This is a genomic window from Leifsonia shinshuensis (assembly GCF_022606355.1).
Lineage (GTDB): Bacteria > Actinomycetota > Actinomycetes > Actinomycetales > Microbacteriaceae > Leifsonia > Leifsonia shinshuensis_B.
This window is the reverse complement of the sequence record NZ_JAHHZQ010000006.1, coordinates 192,424-208,524: the sequence shown is the minus strand read 5'-3', so window position 1 is coordinate 208,524 and position 16,101 is coordinate 192,424. Positions and strand designations below refer to the sequence as shown.

The following is a 16,101-nucleotide window of genomic DNA, read 5'->3' as shown; positions in this document are numbered from 1 at the left end:
CGTGTAGACGCAACCGCCGAGGCGGCAGATTCTCTGCCCGCCTCGGCGGTTCTTCGTGCGGTTCGCGCCGTCTCGGCGGCGCGAGGCGCGTCAGGCGGAGGGGCGGGCGACCTGGGACCACGGCGAGCCCCAGACGGACTGGATCTTGACGACGTCGCCCTCGGTGGGGGCGGCGATCATCATGCCGCCGCCGATGTAGATGCCCACGTGGTAGAAGCTTCCAGGGCCGGAACCCCAGAAGATCAGGTCGCCGGCCTGGCGCTGGCTGTAGGGGACGATCTGTCCGCGGCTTCGCGCCGTGTAGTACTGGTCGTTGACCGAATGCGACCCGATGTAGAGCCCGGCGTACGCGTAGGCCTTCATCGTGAGCCCGGAGCAGTCGTAGCCGGTCGGGCCCTCACCGCCGAAGATGTACGGCTTGCCGAGCTGCAGCCTCGCGTAGGCGATGGCGGTCTGGACGACGTTGCCGTTGGGCGGAACGACCGGGCCGCCGCCCGAGGAGCCTCCGCTGGACGAGCCTCCGCCGGACGAGCCGCCGCCGGAGGACCCGCCGCCCTGCTGCTGTTGCTGTTGCTGCTGCTGGCGGCGCGCCTCTTCTTCCTGCGCCTTGCGCGCGGCCTCCTGCTGGGCCTTGACGGCCTCCCCCTGCAGATACGCGGCCTCCACCTGGGTGGAGGTGTTCTTCAGGGTCGCGAGCTGGGCGACCAACTCGGTGGACTTGGTCTGCTGCTCCGCCAGCGCGCTCTGCGCTGCGGCCTGCGCGCTCTGTGCTGCGGCGAGCGCCTTGTCGGCGTCGGCCTTGAGCGACTCGCGCTCGGTCTTGGCGACCTTCGCCTGCGCGGTCAGGGCCTCCGCCGTGTTCTTGTCCTTGGTGGCCTGGTCGTAGACGGCCTTCGACTGCTCGGTCAGCTTGCTCATGGTGCCGAGCTGGAACAGCAGCTTGTCGGCGCTCGCCCCGGAGCCTCCGCCCTTGAGCAGGAGCTCGGTGCTGACGTCGCCACCGCCGCCTGCCTTGGCGAGGTGCGACGCGAGCAGGCCGGCACGCATCTGGGAGGTCTTGGCCTTGCTCGCGGCCGACGACGCCTGCGCCTCGAGGTCGCTCTCCTTGGCCGTCGCCTTGTCGAGGGCGTCCTTGGCCTGGAAGTAGGCCTCCGCCGCCTTCTCTGACGCGATGCGCGCCGCATCGACGGTGGACTGGAGGTTGCCGATCAGCGCGGTGATGTTGGCGACCATCGCCTGCTGGTTCGCGACGTTGGCCTTCGCCTGCTGAACGTCGTTCCACGAGGGGTAGTCGACCGCCTGCGCCGGCGTGACGATGCCGATGGAGGCCGTGACGGCGCCCATGACGCCGGCGCCGATCGCCAGCCCGGGTCGGATGCGCGAGTTCTTCGAGGAGTCGCTAGCCAAGGGGTGCCTGCCTGTCTCTCATGAAGGGGATCCCGTCGATCTTCTGATCGTTCACCCGGACTTCGAAGTGCAAGTGACAACCGGTCGACGCGCCTGTGGTGCCGACGCGCGCGATCGGCTGGCCGGCACCGACGTTCTGGCCGATGCCGACGAGGATTCCGCCGTTGCGGATGTGGGCGTAGCCGGTCTTGATGCCGCCGCCGTTGTTGATGAGGATGAAGTTGCCGTAGCTGCCGTCCGGCCCCGCGTAGATGACCGTGCCGCTGTGGGCGGCGTAGATGGGCGCGTTGCAGCCCGCGCCGATGTCGATGCCCATGTGGTAGGTGCTGCCGACGCCGCCGGGCGACGGCCGTGCGCCGAAGCCGTCGGTGATCGGCCCTGCTGCCGGGACCGCCCAGCCCTGCGGGCCGACGTACCCGCCGGGGAGGCCTCCCGATCCGGCTGCGGCCGCGGCGGCCGCAGCCGCGGCGACGCCGGCCTCGTAGCCCGCGACCTCCTTGGCCGTGACGTCGCGCAGCGCGGCCAGTTGCGCCTGCATGACGACGATCTGCTTCTGCTGCTCGGCGAGCTTGTCCTGGGCGGCCTTCGCGGCGGCGACGGCGGCCTCGAGGGCGCTCTGCGCCGCGATCCGCAGCTTCTCCCGCTCGGCCTTGGCGACGTCCGCCTGCGCCGAGAGCGACTTGGAGGTGTTCTGGGCGACCTTCGCGTCGGTGTAGATCCTGTCAGACTGCTGGGTCAGCTTCGACATGCTGCCGAGGTCGGAGAGCAGCTGCTCCGGGGTGGACCCGCTGGCGCCGTTGCCGCTCAGGAAGAGATTGGCCGTGAGGTTGCGGCCGCCCGTGCGGTAGAGCTGGGCGGCGAGCTTGCCCGCCTGCGCTGCGGCCGCGTCGGCCTTCTGCTGACTCGCGGCGGCCTGGGACTCGAGGTCGCGCGCCCTCATGTCGGCCTTGTCGTAGGCCGCCTCCGCCGCCTGCAGCTCCTCGCCGCGCTTCTGGGCGGCCGCCTGCGTGTCGGAGACCTCCTGGTTCAGCAGCGCGATCAGGGTCGTGATGCGCGTGACCTGTGCGGCAGCCGCCCCTTCGTTGGCCTTGGCGTTCTGCACGTCCTGCCAGCTCGGGTACTGGTCGGCGTACGCCGGCGCGGCGATCGACCCGACCGCGGCGGTTGCGACGACGGCGCCCACTGAGAGCAGGCGGATCAGGGCTCGACGGGTTCGCCCCCGCCCGGGGAGCTCGTCTCTCGTCTCGCGTCTCATTCGTTCGTCACCTCGAACCCGTCGCAGTCAGTATCACCAGTCACACGAATCACACGGGTCGCGCTATCACCAGATGCAACTTTAGCAACATCGCAGTGCCGCCGCCCGGGTCGGGAGGGCGTCGGTGCACGTTCGGACCGCGTGCGGGTCGCACGGACGACAGGGGGGCCGTCGCTGGCAATCTACCCGTGCGCCGACTGGGCCCCCGGGCATTGCGCCGGGGCGTGGCGGGAACCCGGCAACGATCGACCCGCCCGGGATGCAGCCTCGATTCGCTTTCTGTCAGGGACTTCCGTATGCTTGTTCGTCGGTGGTCATCGGAAAACGAAAGTGATCCGAGGCGATCCGGCCCCATCGTTTAGTGGCCTAGGACGCCGCCCTTTCACGGCGGTAGCACGGGTTCGAATCCCGTTGGGGTCACGATGGCATCCTCTACAATTGAACAGCAACACAATTAGGCCCTGTAGCGCAGTTGGTTAGCGTGCCGCCCTGTCACGGCGGAGGTCGCGGGTTCAAGTCCCGTCAGGGTCGCCACGGCGACAAGCCCTTCCAGTCGGAAGGGCTTCCGTCTAGGTGGACATGTCTCATGTCCTCCGGCTCTGTAGCTCAGTTGGTAGAGCGTTCGACTGAAAATCGAAAGGTCACCGGATCGATGCCGGTCGGAGCCACCAAGAAGAACCCCCGGTCCTAAACGGAAACCGGGGGTTTTTCATTTGCTCGTCGAGGCTGTCGAATCGCCGTTTGACTACCTTGTGACTGCTGGTGCGATCGGCAGACCGGGGAAAGCGACAGAGCGCCGCTCGTGATTCTTCGGCGTCCCCCACACGATCACTCCCCGCGGTTCGGAAATCGCTCGGGCTATGCCGAGCACCATCGAGGGGCCGAGGGCGGTCGAGAGCTCCCCCACCCACGCTCGGACGTCGCTGTGCCGCACGTCGACCAGTCGGGTGCTGCCCCAGCAAGGAAAACGTACGTGTCGGCGACGTGCGAGACGGCGTACTCGCCTTCGTCGGGTCGACCCGCTCGCCATTGGCTTGCGAGGGGCATCGTTCGGACTCCGTCAGCCTTCCTGATCACGCCCGACAGACGCTGCCGTCGCTGCTGCCGCCGAGCTCCGCGGCCTCGCATGGACCACCACCGACGGCACCCGTCAGGGTCAGCCCGCGCGACTTCCGCCGCACCTTCGCCCCCGAGGCCGTCTCCCAAGAACTGCCCGAACCAACAGACAGCGAATGGGACGGGGTTCCTCGGACACTTCGCCGCCCGCAAACTCGAACTCGGCCCCTGCGGGCGCGCCTACGGAAGCGGCTGCCAGCATGAGCATGCCTGCATCCTCATCGTGAACCTCACGGACCGCATCGCCGAGGCAAGCGACCGCGGCCGGCTCGACGACGTCGCAGGACTCACGGTCGGCCTCGACGCCGTACGCCCCATGCTCCCCCAGATGCGACGAACCGCAACCAACCTCGGCATGCCCGCAGTCGGAATCCGTCGCTGAACTGGCAGACAGGCAAGAGGGAGCTGGCGTTTCAGCCGGTCAAGGACGATCTAGTGAGTTTGACGAGTCGACCTAGCCGATCGTGGTCGTCCCAAGACTCGGGTGGGATAAGAAGGTAGGGCTTCGCGCCCTCGTAAGGTGGTCTTCTCTGTGCCGTTATGGCGAAGTCCTCCCCTGCCGGCGTCGGTTTGACGAACAGTTCGTCGTCGCAGACCAGGGCTACGAGTATTCCGTCGCAATAGAGACCGTATTCACCGAACATTCGCTTCGCGGTGATCGTACCAGCGGTGGCGAGCTGGTCGGTGAGGAAAGCGATAGTTGCTGGACGGGTTGCCATGCTCAGTCAGTAGGGCGCTGGAGGAGACCGAAGAGGTTGCCAGACGCGTCCCGGAGAGTGGCCAGCATTACGCCCTGCCCGACATCGCGCGGTTGGCCGTTGATCCGGGCACCCGCGGCAGAAAGCGAAACGATTGTCGCCGCAATGTCTGTCGTATGCCAGTAAACAACGGGGTAGCTCAGGCCCTCGCCAGCGGCGTCAGGATCAAGGCCGAATTCCTGACCGTCGATCTGGAAGCCGACGTAGAAGGGCTGGTCGAAATAAGGCTCGATGCCGAGCGCGGCCTGCCAGAACGCCGTATCTGTCGCGAGATCTGTGCTGGGGTGGATGACGGAAGCGATTCCGGTGAGCATGCGAAGCGGTCCTTTCACGCTGAATGTCTCAAGCGTCTCAGGCGTCGCGCACGTCGTCTTGAACAAATCCGTCGAATGCGACTTCGCGCGCATAGCGACCCGGCGGCAGGCCGGCCAAGCGAGTGAAGTCGCGGGTCAGATGGGATTGATCAGCGTACCCATGCGCGTTCGCAAGCTCGGCAAGACCACCGATTCGCGTCCGAAGCGCACGACCGACATTGTTCTGCCGAATCACCCCGACAGTCTGCTGCGGCGTCAGTCCAACGAACTCTAGAAAGAAGCGCTGGATCGTGCGCTCGCTCGCGGGGGCAGCAGCCATCGCCACCATCAGGGTCCGGCTGTCCGGACGGTCGGCCAGCATCTCGAGTATCGCGTCAACGACGGGGTTCGTCTTCAAGCGATCTGTCGCGATCAGATGCCGAGCGAACGCACGAAGACCATCGATCTCCGAAGACGCCGCAATCGGGTTGGCGACGATGACTTCCTTATCCCGCATCTCGCTCAGCCGTAGCGACGGCACCACTTCAGCGAGGATCCCCGGTCTGAACCGAAGACCGAATGTGACGGGCACCTGAAGCTCGGTGATGTCCGCGACGGCCATCGGCCCGTTGAAGAGAATCTCACGCGCTCCTGGACCGAGTGCGATCAGATCGGTGCAGGCATCAGCAAGTATCCGGACTCGCTCCCCGGGAATGCCCTCCACACGCCACTCGGCCTCCACCACTGCGCTGAGGTCTGGCGGCGGCGCCGACTCGGCGTATCGAATCATGACTTTCGTTTCCAATTAGTCGTAGCATCCCGCGGTCTTTGCGACGCTAACACCGTCGGCAGGAAGAACGGATTCGATTCCAGCGCCTACAGCATTGGTTTCCCGTCCGGCAAGAGCGACTGTTCGCGAATTGACGGCGACGAAGCGACTGCGAGAGAAGACTGATCTTCCCCCGGTTCCTCGGACAGTTGATGTGTCGTTTCAGGCAGCCAGGCCACATGGGGCTCGGCGCGCGCTTCGACGGATCCAAGTCTGCCGCGCTGTCGGTATTGACCGGCATGAGCGCAGCCCAGCTCGAGGAGCTTGGCGGAATCCCGACCGAGTGCCCCGTGGCCGCTACGTCGCCCGTTCGTCCCACCGCTGTTCGGCCACCTCGGTGCCCCGGTCCAGGCAGAGCTCGAACAGACCCGGCAGCTCGACGCCGGCGCCGTCCGATCGAGCTACCGGTTCCCGATCTGACACCGCGCGCGATCAGCGGCCGAACGCCGCCCTCCGGAACCCGCGCGCGCGATGTTCCTCCGGCAGATACGGGCCGTTGCCGAACACCTTCTCGCGAAGCGTGCCCTCGCGGTATTCCGACTGCATGAGTCCCCGCTGCTGGAGCACAGGGGTGACGTGGTCGACGAAGTCCTCGAACGAGCCCGGCGAGACGACGTACTGCACGTTCATCCCGTCGACGCCGGCGTCGTTCCACGCCTCCACATGGTCGGCGATCTGCTCCGGCGTGCCGACGACGCGGAGGTTGCCGAACCAGCGCACGAGTTCGCCGATCGTGTACTGCGGGTTCGGGGACATCGCGATGAGCTTGCCGACGATGCCCTCCTGGCCCTCCGGACGCTTCGCGATCTCGCCGATCGGCTCCTTCGGGTCGAGCCGGCTGAAGTCGTAGCCGAGGAAGACGCTCTGCTTGGCGAGGTTGGCGTCGATGCTCTGGAAGTCCGTGATCTCCTCGTGCAGCCGCCGGGCCTCCTCCTCGGTGCTGCCGACCACGAAACCCAGGATGCCGAACAGCTTGACGTCCGTCGCCCTGCGGCCGTGGCGCACAGCGGCCGCGCGCACGTCCTTCACGACCGGCTCGGCCTCCTGAGGGCTGAGCGCGTTGATGAACAGGCCCTCGGCGTTGCGGCCGGCGAAGTCGCGACCGCGCGGCGACACCCCGGCTTGAATGAGGAACGGCGTGCGCTGCGGGGACGGCTCCGTGAGGTGCGGGCCGACGACGTCGTAGAACGGGCCGACGTGATTGATCTCGTGGATCTTCGCGGGGTCCGAGTACTGCTGGAGACGCTTGTCGCGGACGACCGCGTCGTCCTCCCAGCTGGCCTCCCACAGCTTGTAGACGACATCGATGTAGTCGTCGGCGCGCGCGTAGCGGTCCTCGTGCTCCGGGAGGCCGCCGAAGCCGAGGTTGCGGCCGGCGCCCGGGAGGAACGTGGTGACGATGTTCCACGCGATGCGTCCACGCGTCAGGTGGTCGAGCGTCGACATCTTGCGGGCGAACGCGTACGGCGGCTCCTGCAGGATGTTCTGCGTCAGCACGAAGCCGAGGTTCTCGGTGGCGTAGGCGAGCGCGGGGATGAGCTCGCCCGGGTCGTTGATCGGGAACTGCATCCCGCTGTAAACCGCGCGCTCGCGCGAGCCCTCGAACGCCTCGTACGGTGCGAGGACGTCAGCGAAGAACAGGGTGTCGAAGCGGCCGCGCTCGAGCAGCTTCGCCACGTCCGCCCAGTAGTGGACATCGTTGTAACGCAGCTGCTCGCTGCCGGGCCACGCCCACATCCCCTGGTCGTGGTGCGACACCGAGAAGATGTTGAACGCGTTGAAGATCATCCGCTGGCGATCGGCCATGGTCAGGCCACCTCCTCGTTCTCGGGAGTCTCCACGACGCCGAGCACCTCTTTGCCGATCTCGGTGGCCAGCACCTCGGTGGAGTAGGCCATCAGCTGGCCGGCCTGCGCGTTGCGGAGGTGGCGCTGGATGGGCGACTGCTTGAGGTAGCCCGACGCGCCGCCGACGCGCACGCCGAGCTGGGCGACATCGACCGCGATCTTGTTGGCGAGGTACTTCGCGCGTGACAGGTTGCTGAAGAACTCCGGCCGGCCGGCGTCGGCCTCGGCGAGCGTGCGCTGGAAGAACGCGTGCACGGCCTCCAACCGCGACTGCGCGTCGGCCACCTCGTGCTGGATCCACTGCTGGTGCGAGAGCGGCTTGCCCAGGATCGCGCGGCCCCGCGCGTGGTCGACGAGCGAGGCCAGCGCCGCGTCCGCGATGCCGAGCGAGATGGCCGGGAGGCCGGCGGGCACGGCGGCGAAGTCCCCCGGTCGCGGTGAGCGACCGCGGTACTCCTCGCGGAGCAGGGTGTCACTGAACGACAGCAGCTGGCTGCGGGTGGCGCGCAGGCCCAGGGTGTCCCAGATCGGGATGATCGTCACCGTCTCGTCCGGGATGACGGCGAAGAAGGTGGGCTCGCCGTCGACGAGCGCGTTGACGAGCAGGTAGTCGGCGATCTCGCTGCCGGAGACGAAGCGCTTGGTGCCGTCGAGCAGCCAGCCGCCCTCGGCGCGCCTGGCCTCCTGCTGGGGGTTGAGGAAGCGATTGCCGCTGGTCGGCTCGGAGAGCGCGTTGGCGAATCGCTTTCCGGCGAGCAGCTCGTCGGCGAAGAAGCCGCCCTGCCGCTCGCGCGTGAGCTCGGCCAGGCCGACGGCGGCGCCCGAGTGCATGGTGACGATCGTCGCGGTCGACGGGTCGGCGGCGGCGAGGATGCGCACCGCTTCGCCGAACGCCTGGTAGCTCAGTCCGGTGCCGCCGAGGTGAGCGGGGAGCACGGCGGCGTCCAGCCCCGCCTCGTGCAGCACGTCGAGGTTGCCGACCGCGATCTCGGCGCGCTCGTCGAAGCCGCCGGCCTCCGCGGCGAATCCCTCGGCGAGACCGGCGATGCGGTCGAGCAGGTCGCGCTCGGCGGCAGGCAGGTCGTGGAGGCTGGTCGGGGCGGTCATCGGACTCCTTCGGGTTCGGGACTGACAGGTTCTGAGCTGGTGGAGCGAAGCGGTCGGGCGACGGAGCGTCGGGCGCGGGTGCGCCGGTAGACGCGCCGCGAGACGACGCACAGCACGAAGAGCGTGGCGAGGTAGGGCAGCGCCTGGAACAGCTCGACCGGCAGGCCGAGGCTCTGAGTCTGGGCGAGCAGGGCCAGGCTGTTGAAGAAGGAGAACAGCAGGGCGCCCGCGATGAGGCCGATCGGAGTGCGCCGGCCGATGATGACGACGGCGAGGGCGATGAAGCCGGTCCCTCCGGTCATCCCGGGCGAGAAGGTGCCGATCTCGGCGAGCGGGACCGTGGCACCGGCCAGGCCCGCGAACCCGCCGGCGATGACGGCGGCGACGATCCGGAACGCCACGGGAGAGATGCCGCGCGTGCGTGCGACCCCCTCGTCGTCGCCGACCGCCCGGAGCCGCAGACCGAAACGGGTGTGGTCGAGCACGAGCCACGAGACGACGACGAGCAGAACGGAGAGGTAGAAGAAGACGCCGGCTCCGGCCAGGCCCGGCCCGACGATCGGGATGCTCTCGAGAAGCGGCAGATGCAGGGGCGGCTGCGTCTGCACGGTCTGGTTGGTGTGGCCCGCCGGGTTGAGCACCTGGTACAGGAACACGCTGAGGCCCGAGCCGAGCAGGCCGATCGCGATTCCGACGATGATGATGTCGGCCTTGGCCAGCGCGGAGGCCGCGCCGACGAGCAGGCCGAGCACCAGCCCGGCGACGATGCCGGCGAGCACTCCGACCCAGACGCCGCCGAGGTGCGAGCCGAGCACGCCGAAGACCGCCCCGACCAGCATCATCCCTTCGATGCCGACGTTGAAGCCGCCGGTGCGTTCGAGGAAGATCTCACCCAGCCCGGCGATCACGATCGGCGCGCAGAGTGCGAGCGCACCCGCGAGGACGACCGTCCAGAAGTCCACCGGGCTCACGACGCCACCTCCGCCTTCGCGGCCGCGGCGTCCGCGCGCTCGCGTCCGCTCAGCTTGACGGCGGCGAGCGCCAGGGCCGCGGTGAGCAGCAGCACGCCCTGCGTCACGGTCCCGATCGCGGTCGGGACCGTCCCTGTCGCGATCTGCACGCCCGCCGCGCCTGTGCCGAGGGAGGCGTAGACGACCGCCGCGATGGCGATGCCGAGCGGATTCCCGCGCCCGAGGACGGCCACGGCGAGACCGGCGAACCCGATCCCGGCCGAGACATCGGGTTCGAGTCGCTGAGTCACACCGGCGACCTGCATCCACCCGGCGAGCCCGGCCGTCGCGCCAGAGACGATCATGGCGGTGAGCACCGCCCGGCGCGGCGTGAGCCCGAGGCGGGCCGCGAGCAACGGACGTGAGCCGTAGACGTCCAGGACGAACGCGTTGCGGCTGCGCGACCACCACCACGCGACGACGAGCAGCACGGCGACGACGACGATGCCCACGTGGATGCGTCCAGGCACGGGCAGCATCGGGAGCTGCGAGGGAACCGGCAGCGGTGGGCTCTGCGGACTGGCGTTCGTCGCCGGGTCCCGCAGCGCCGTGCGCAGCAGATAGGTCAGCAGCGCGATGGCGAGGTAGTTGGCCAGGAGGGTGAAGAGGATCTCGGTCACGCCCCACCGGATCTTCGCGACCGCGGCGGGAAGCGCCCACAGCACGCCGCCGAGCACACCGGCCAGTGCTCCGAGCGGAATAGCCAGCACCGGGCTCGCGTGCGGGCCGAGCCACAGGGCCAGCACGGTCGAGAACACGGCGCCCAGAATGGCCTGGCCCTCTGCACCGATCGTGATCACGTCCGCTCGCAGCGCCACGGAGACCCCGATCGCGACGAGCGCGAGCGGCGTCGCGTTCGCGAGGGTCTGGGTGAGGTTGTAGCCGTCGCCGAACGCGCCGGTGAACCAGCCGTTCAGCGCGACTCCCAGATCGCCTCCGGTGGACGAGACCAGGAGGAGGACGATCGCGAAGCCGGCGACCACGTACAGAGCGGCGATCAGAAGACCGCGGCGACGGCGCGCGAAGGCGAGAGCGGAGTTCATCGGGACGCGCCTCCCTCGGTCTGAGCGATGAGGCCGGCCATGGCCCGCCCCACGCGTGCACTGTCGAAGTCGTCGGCCGCGAGAGCGTCCACGATGCGGCCCTTCGAGAGGATGAGGATCCGATCGGCCACGTCGCGGATCTCGTCGATGTCGGCGCTCACGAGCAGCACGGCGGCGCCGGCTGCGGCAGCGGCACGGATCTCGCCGCGGATCACCGCGCTCGCGTGCAGGTCGAGACCCTGTGTGGGTCCGTGCAGCACCGCGACCGCGGGCGCGCCGTCCAGTTCGCGGCCGACCAGGAGCTTCTGCTGGTTGCCGCCCGAGAGCGTGCGAGCCGTCAGGTCGGGGTTCGGCGGTCGCACGTCGTGACGGCGCAGCAGCTCGGAGGTGAAGCTGCGGGCGGCCTTCCAGTCCACGAGACCGCGGCGCACGAACCGGCCGCCGCCACCGAGCGTGCGCAGCACCGCTGAGCGCGTGAGCGTCGCATCGGGCAGCAGGGCCTCCTCGCGCACCTCCGGCACGTAGGCGAGGCCGGCGCTCGCCGCTCGCTCCGGCCTGCCGGTCACCGGCACTCCGTCGACGGCGATCGTGCCCGCTTCGACGGGGAGCACGCCGGCGGCCGCTTCGGCGAGGGCGGTCTGTCCGTTGCCCGCGACGCCGAGAACGCCGACCACTTCCCCGCCGCGCACGGCCACGTCGATGTCGTGGATGCGGGCTCCCGCGCCGGAACCGGAGACTCCCCGCAGTTCGAGGCGCACGTCGCCGGTGAGCTCGTGCCCGCGTCGCGGGACGTCGGGGATGGAGCCGACCATCGCGCGGACGAGCTGATCGTCCGAGACCGTCGACACCGGGGAGGCGAGGGCGACCCGGCCGTGGGAGAGGACGGTGACGTCGTCCGCGACCTCGCGGACCTCGTCCAGCCGGTGGGTGATGAGCAGGACGGAATAGCCTCCCGCGGCGAGCGCGCGCACGCGGTCGAACAGAGCGGCGGTCTCGAACGGGCCGAGTGCGGACGTGGGCTCGTCGAGCAGGAGGATGCGTGCGCCCTGGGCCAGCGCGATCGCGAGCTCGCCCAGCTGGCGCTGCGCCAGTCCCAGCTCGCGCACCTTCGCATCCGGCTCGATCGTCAGCCCGGCCGACTCGGCCGCGGAGCGCAGCAGCCGCGCCGCTCGGCCTCGCCGCGCGATGCGCTCGGGCTGCACCAGGATCAGGTTCTCGGCCAGCGTGAGTTCGGGGATGAGGCTGAGCTGCTGGGCCACGAGTCCGACCCCGTGCCGGATGGCCGCCTGGCGGCTGCCGAAGACGACGGGCTCGCCGCCCACCGTCAGCCGACCCTCGGTGGGCTGCTCCAGCCCCGCCAGGATCTTCAGCGCGGTCGATTTGCCTGCGCCGTTCTCGCCCACCAGGGCGTGGATGGTGCCGGGGGCGAGCGCCACGTCGACGGCGTGCAGAACCTGGGCGTCTCCGAAGGATTTGGAGACGCCCAGGAGCGCGAGATCAGAACTCATCGGCAGTGTGTCCGGAGTGTCAGCCGACCGAGGGGACCTTCAGCTCGCCGCTGGCGAGCTTCTTGGCCAGCTCGTCGACCTGGTCGGCGATGTCCTTCGGCAGGCCGGGAGCCGCACCGACCTGGTTGATGTCGGCGAAGATCAGACCCTTGTTGGCGATCGTGGACGTGTAGGAGTGCTTGCCGAAGTCGCCCTTCTGCAGGTGGCGGACGACCTCCTCAAGCGTGGGAGTGAAGTCGAGCTTGACCAGGCCGATGTTGACGGCCTTGGCGTCGGACGAGGAGGTGGAGGACGCACCGAGTGTGGCGATGCCTCCCGCCTTCGCGGCGGACAGCACGCCGGGGGTGTAGCCCTCCGCGCCGGTCACGATCAGCTTGGCGCCCGCGGCGATCTGCGCCTTGGCCGCCTGGTTGGCGAGGGCCGGGTCCTCCCAGCTGCCGGTGAAGATCGGCTTCAGCTCGGTCGCCGACGGGTTGGCGTCCTTCAGGCCCAACGTCAGCGCCTTGTAGGTGGTCTCGTTGAACGGCGCCAGCTGACCGTCGACGACACCGACCGGCGAGAGACCGGTCTTGCCTGCGACCCAGCCGGTCAGGTAGCCCTGCTGGTCGCTCGCATAGGTCCAGGTCTCGACGTTGGCGGTGGCCTTCGTGAGGATGTCGGCCGAGCCCGTCGCGATGAAGTGCGCCTTCGGCTGCTCCTTGGCGACGGTGAAGACCGAGTTGGCGAAGTCGAGGCCCCAGCCGATGATGAGGTCGTAGCCCTGCGATGCGTACTGACGGAAGGCCGCCTCGGCGTCGGAGGACGTGGTGACCGATTCGCGGATCTGAGCCGTGATCTCGCCCTTCTTCTCCAGGGCGTGTGCGGCGTCGGCCGCGTACTGGTTGAAGCCACCGTCGTTGGCGAGACCGCCGAGCACGACGGCGACCTTCAGCTCGTGTGCGGAGGAGGTCGCGTCGCCGCCGGCGGAAGCGCCGGAGGAGCACGCCGCGAGCACCGCGACGACGGGGATGGCGATCAACGGGGCGATGAGGGAGCGCAGCTTCATGGCGGGCGCCTTTCGTCGGGTTGTGGGGGTGTGCACGTCGCGGAATGTGAGTGCGGTGCAACTTGTCGACAAGTTTGCCCAGCCGCGCAACCCGAAGGCCATGCCGCGCGAAACACAACGACACACGACACCGATCGAGACACCGATCGAGGATGAGCGCCGGGTCGCTCAGGAGGTCAGAGCACGGCCCAGGGCGGTCGCACCGACCGGGCGAAGGAGTAGCGCACGACCTCCGGGAGGTGGTGCTCGAACGCGTAGAACAGCCGGCGGCCGCTCACCGAGACGCCGATGAGCTCGAATGTCAGGACGGGAGTCCCGACCGGCCTCTCCAGGAGCTCGGCCCGCTCGGGATCGAGCGCCTCGGCTCCCGGGGTGGCGACCTCCCAGACCAGCGGCTCGTTCCACACCTGGGTCACGGCCGTGAACACGGACTCGTCGAGCGCTCGCTCATCGAAGTCGGGCAGCAGAAGGTAGCCCGAGGCGAGCATGGCGGGCTGGCCGTCGGCGCGCCAGCGTTTGACGCTGCGCAGTGCGGGACTGCCCTCCGGCACGTCCAAAAGGGCTGCGACCTCCGCTGGGAGCCGCTCCACCTGCGAGCTGAGGATCTCGACACCGGCCTGGTACCCCATGCGCGAGAGCAGCACGGTGTGCTCGAACTGGTCCTCCAGCCGCACGCTCATGCGCAGGCCGACATGGTCGACGGTGGTGGGGGCGCCCTGGCGCCGGCGCAGGATGCCCTGGCGCTCCAGCTCCGCCAGCGCATTGCGCAGCTGCTGGCGCGTGCAGCCCAGCCGGGCGGTCAGCTCCAGCTCACCGGGCAGCGCCGAGTTGGCGGCCGCCGCCGCACGGACCTCGCGGAGGAGTTCGTTGTGCAGGCGGCTCTCGGTCACAGGATCCGAATCTAGCGGCTTGCTGCGGACGACGGCAGCGCGGCCTCCAGAGCCCGCTTCGTCGCATCCCCGGCGAAGGACGCCGCGATCGAGGCACGGGCGAAGCCGATCAGGTCGTCCTCGGTCAGCCCGAAGGTCTCGGCGCAGACGGCCCAGTCGGCCTCCAGGGTCGTGCCGAGCGGGGCGGGGTCGTCGGTGTTGATCGTCACGTTCACGCCGGCGTCCCGCAGCGCGACGAGGGGGTGGTCGCTCCAGTCGTCGTAGAGGCCGAGCACCACGTTCGACCGTGGGCACACGCCCAGCGGGATCTGCGTCTCGGCCAGGTACCGGAGCAGCTCGGGGTCCTCCACCGCGCGCACGCCGTGGTCGATCCTCTCGGCATGCAGCAGGCGGATGGCATCCCAGACGCCCTCGGGGCCGCTGGACTCGCCGGCGTGCACCGTGCGCCGGAGACCGGCGTCCTTCGCGGCCGTGAACGCCTCGGCGAACCGAGCGCTCACCCGCCCGGCCGAGCGCTCGTCTCCGTCGATCGAGAGCGCGACGACGCGTCTGGGTCGTGCGGTGGCGAGCCACTCGACGACCTCCCCGGCCTCGCCGGCGCTCTGCTGGCGGAGCAGCGAATAGCAGAGCTGCACCTCGGCGAGGCCGTCCTGCTCCGCCTCGTCGAGGCCGGCCGCCAGCGCATCGAAGAGCGCGGGGACCCGGCCGGACCAGGCCGCCCAGTGGGTGGGGTTGATGACGGCGTCGGTGTAGCCGATGCCCGAAGCGGTCTGCCGCGCCGCGAACGAGTACGCGTGGCGGGCCGCCTGCTCCGGAGTCCGGATCAGACCGCATTCCCAGTCGAGGAACCGCAGGAAGTCGGCGAGGTCACCGGTGCCGTCGCTGGCGTCGTGAGTGGTGACGTCGAAGAGCGTGGCGGCGGGTCCCGGCAGCGGTTCGCCCGCCTCCTTCGCCAGGTCGAGCAGATCGATCAGCTCGAAGTTGCCCTCGAGATGCACGTGGGTCTCCGCCTTCGGCAGCCGCCGGATCCACGTCTCGTCGATGCGGTGGCCGGTCGACAGGGCGGTGGAGGCGGTGGGCATCGGCGGCGGGTCCTTTCGAAGACGGCCCGCTGACTCTAATCGTCCGTCACGCTTGTTGACAAGTTGAAGGAGCGGTGTCACGCCTCCAGGCGCGAGGCCTCGCCGAGCCGGTGCCAAGTGCGGTTGTGGTAGACCAGCGGGGCCGCCTCCGCCTCCGGAACCTGCGCCTGCAGGGCATGGACCGCCACGATCGTGGACTTGCCTGCGCTCATCGTGTCCACGACGCGGCCGCGGATCCAGGAGTGTGCGGCGGGGAAGTACGGCTCGCCGGTGATCAGCCGCGTCCAGATGCTGGTATCGGCGAACCGGTCGACTCCACTGGTCGCGCACAGCTGCGCGAGGTCGAGCTGCTCGTCGGCCAACAGGTGCACCACGACGTGCTCGGCCTTCAGGATCGTCGGAGCGCTGGAGGAGTGCGCCGAGATCGAGAACACCAGCAGCGGCGGCTCGGCGCTGACCGAGAACACGCTCGTCGCGGTGAGTCCGACCGGCCCGTCGCCGGCGTCCGCGGTGATGACCGCCACTCCGGCCGCGTGGTTGCGGAAGGCGAGCTTGAACTCATCCGGCGTGAGCCCCACCGGGAAACGGTGCGCGGCAGGTCCCTCGCCGGGCTGTCCTTCGCGCAGCGTCTGCGTCGTGGTCATGGTGTCCTCCGTGGTGTCATCGAGCTGAGGGCAGCTTGCTCCTCCCTGGCCCGCCGCACCCTGTCGCGTTACGCAGCTTTACGCCGGCGGGGGGTCAGGTGCCGTCTCGTCGTCGTTCTCCTCCTCTGACTCCGCGCCGCTGGGAGCGACACGTTTCACCAGCGCGGCTCCGCACACCCACCAATGCTCGATCGTCATGGAGTCGGTGTAATCCCGCGGGTGCAGGAACGCAACGGATGTTACGAATGTGTCGCCGCGGCCGCCGCC

The 16,101-nt window shown here is 69.2% G+C and carries 15 protein-coding genes and 3 tRNA genes; 4 read left to right on the top strand and 14 right to left on the bottom strand.

The genetic code is table 11. The annotated features are described in order from the left end of the window. Positions 1-90: 90 nt before the first annotated feature. Both KNO15_RS22240 and KNO15_RS22235 read right to left on the bottom strand, forming a co-directional pair. Positions 91-1,344 carry a C40 family peptidase gene (locus KNO15_RS22240; RefSeq protein WP_374113196.1) on the bottom strand — a complete coding sequence of 418 codons (1,254 nt, stop codon included), beginning with the start codon at positions 1,342-1,344 and terminating at the stop codon, positions 91-93. 55 nt (positions 1,345-1,399) lie between these two features. Next, a complete protein-coding gene (locus tag KNO15_RS22235; RefSeq protein WP_241706139.1) occupies positions 1,400-2,662 on the bottom strand; it encodes a M23 family metallopeptidase in 1,263 nt (420 codons plus the stop codon). Between the two features lie 347 nt (positions 2,663-3,009). Here KNO15_RS22235 and KNO15_RS22230 point away from each other — a divergent pair. The 4 genes from KNO15_RS22230 to KNO15_RS22215 all read left to right on the top strand — a co-directional run bounded on the left by KNO15_RS22230 (position 3,010) and on the right by KNO15_RS22215 (position 4,160). Further along, positions 3,010-3,082: transfer RNA gene (locus KNO15_RS22230), tRNA-Glu, on the top strand. Between the two features lie 37 nt (positions 3,083-3,119). Next, a tRNA-Asp gene (locus tag KNO15_RS22225) sits at positions 3,120-3,196 on the top strand. Positions 3,197-3,257: 61 nt separating this feature from the next. Continuing rightward, positions 3,258-3,333: transfer RNA gene (locus KNO15_RS22220), tRNA-Phe, on the top strand. Between the two features lie 668 nt (positions 3,334-4,001). Then, positions 4,002-4,160 carry a hypothetical protein gene (locus KNO15_RS22215; RefSeq protein WP_241706138.1) on the top strand — a complete coding sequence of 53 codons (159 nt, stop codon included), beginning with the start codon at positions 4,002-4,004 and terminating at the stop codon, positions 4,158-4,160. 31 nt (positions 4,161-4,191) lie between these two features. On the opposite strand, the gene KNO15_RS23535 is transcribed toward KNO15_RS22215, so the two are convergent. From KNO15_RS23535 to KNO15_RS22160, 12 genes are all read right to left on the bottom strand, one after another. Further along, on the bottom strand, positions 4,192-4,497 hold the full coding sequence (locus KNO15_RS23535; protein ID WP_374113195.1) for a TfoX/Sxy family protein: 306 nt from the start codon (positions 4,495-4,497) through the stop codon (positions 4,192-4,194). 2 nt (positions 4,498-4,499) lie between these two features. Next, entirely contained in the window at positions 4,500-4,850 is a 351-nt protein-coding gene (locus KNO15_RS22210; protein WP_241706137.1) for a VOC family protein, read from the bottom strand. A 37-nt stretch (positions 4,851-4,887) separates the two neighbouring features. Beyond that, the gene (locus tag KNO15_RS22205; RefSeq protein ID WP_241706136.1) at positions 4,888-5,619 is read right to left on the bottom strand and encodes a helix-turn-helix transcriptional regulator; all 732 of its coding nucleotides are present in this window, start codon (positions 5,617-5,619) and stop codon (positions 4,888-4,890) included. Positions 5,620-6,090: 471 nt separating this feature from the next. Beyond that, complete coding sequence (locus KNO15_RS22200; RefSeq protein WP_241706135.1) at positions 6,091-7,464, bottom strand: LLM class flavin-dependent oxidoreductase; 1,374 nt, start codon at positions 7,462-7,464, stop codon at positions 6,091-6,093. A 2-nt stretch (positions 7,465-7,466) separates the two neighbouring features. After that, complete coding sequence (locus tag KNO15_RS22195) at positions 7,467-8,612, bottom strand: acyl-CoA dehydrogenase family protein (protein ID WP_241706134.1); 1,146 nt, start codon at positions 8,610-8,612, stop codon at positions 7,467-7,469. Then, positions 8,609-9,583 (bottom strand): ABC transporter permease, encoded by a 975-nt coding sequence (locus KNO15_RS22190; RefSeq protein WP_241706133.1) that lies wholly within the window; start codon positions 9,581-9,583, stop codon positions 8,609-8,611. The genes KNO15_RS22195 and KNO15_RS22190 overlap by 4 nt, the downstream gene beginning before the upstream one ends. Then, positions 9,580-10,665 (bottom strand): ABC transporter permease, encoded by a 1,086-nt coding sequence (locus KNO15_RS22185; protein WP_241706132.1) that lies wholly within the window; start codon positions 10,663-10,665, stop codon positions 9,580-9,582. Before KNO15_RS22185 ends, KNO15_RS22190 begins: the two co-directional genes overlap by 4 nt. Then, the gene (locus tag KNO15_RS22180; RefSeq protein WP_241706131.1) at positions 10,662-12,173 is read right to left on the bottom strand and encodes an ATP-binding cassette domain-containing protein; all 1,512 of its coding nucleotides are present in this window, start codon (positions 12,171-12,173) and stop codon (positions 10,662-10,664) included. The genes KNO15_RS22185 and KNO15_RS22180 overlap by 4 nt, the downstream gene beginning before the upstream one ends. A gap of 19 nt (positions 12,174-12,192) precedes the next feature. Beyond that, positions 12,193-13,218 (bottom strand): BMP family ABC transporter substrate-binding protein, encoded by a 1,026-nt coding sequence (locus KNO15_RS22175; RefSeq protein WP_241706130.1) that lies wholly within the window; start codon positions 13,216-13,218, stop codon positions 12,193-12,195. Positions 13,219-13,394: 176 nt separating this feature from the next. Further along, the gene (locus tag KNO15_RS22170; protein ID WP_241706129.1) at positions 13,395-14,108 is read right to left on the bottom strand and encodes a GntR family transcriptional regulator; all 714 of its coding nucleotides are present in this window, start codon (positions 14,106-14,108) and stop codon (positions 13,395-13,397) included. An 11-nt stretch (positions 14,109-14,119) separates the two neighbouring features. Beyond that, positions 14,120-15,190 (bottom strand): adenosine deaminase, encoded by a 1,071-nt coding sequence (add, locus tag KNO15_RS22165; protein ID WP_241706128.1) that lies wholly within the window; start codon positions 15,188-15,190, stop codon positions 14,120-14,122. 77 nt (positions 15,191-15,267) lie between these two features. Further along, positions 15,268-15,834 (bottom strand): flavin reductase family protein, encoded by a 567-nt coding sequence (locus KNO15_RS22160; RefSeq protein WP_241706127.1) that lies wholly within the window; start codon positions 15,832-15,834, stop codon positions 15,268-15,270. Between the last annotated feature and the right edge of the window lie 267 nt (positions 15,835-16,101).

Coding starts and splice junctions, on each gene's coding strand:
- KNO15_RS22240 (WP_374113196.1), bottom strand. CDS start 1,344: ATGGGCGCCGTCACGGCCTCCATCGGCATCGTCACGCCGGCGCAGGCG.
- KNO15_RS22235 (WP_241706139.1), bottom strand. CDS start 2,662: ATGAGACGCGAGACGAGAGACGAGCTCCCCGGGCGGGGGCGAACCCGT.
- KNO15_RS23535 (WP_374113195.1), bottom strand. CDS start 4,497: ATGGCAACCCGTCCAGCAACTATCGCTTTCCTCACCGACCAGCTCGCC.
- KNO15_RS22210 (WP_241706137.1), bottom strand. CDS start 4,850: ATGCTCACCGGAATCGCTTCCGTCATCCACCCCAGCACAGATCTCGCG.
- KNO15_RS22205 (WP_241706136.1), bottom strand. CDS start 5,619: ATGATTCGATACGCCGAGTCGGCGCCGCCGCCAGACCTCAGCGCAGTG.
- KNO15_RS22200 (WP_241706135.1), bottom strand. CDS start 7,464: ATGGCCGATCGCCAGCGGATGATCTTCAACGCGTTCAACATCTTCTCG.
- KNO15_RS22195 (WP_241706134.1), bottom strand. CDS start 8,612: ATGACCGCCCCGACCAGCCTCCACGACCTGCCTGCCGCCGAGCGCGAC.
- KNO15_RS22185 (WP_241706132.1), bottom strand. CDS start 10,665: ATGAACTCCGCTCTCGCCTTCGCGCGCCGTCGCCGCGGTCTTCTGATC.
- KNO15_RS22180 (WP_241706131.1), bottom strand. CDS start 12,173: ATGAGTTCTGATCTCGCGCTCCTGGGCGTCTCCAAATCCTTCGGAGAC.
- KNO15_RS22175 (WP_241706130.1), bottom strand. CDS start 13,218: ATGAAGCTGCGCTCCCTCATCGCCCCGTTGATCGCCATCCCCGTCGTC.
- add (WP_241706128.1), bottom strand. CDS start 15,190: ATGCCCACCGCCTCCACCGCCCTGTCGACCGGCCACCGCATCGACGAG.
- KNO15_RS22160 (WP_241706127.1), bottom strand. CDS start 15,834: ATGACCACGACGCAGACGCTGCGCGAAGGACAGCCCGGCGAGGGACCT.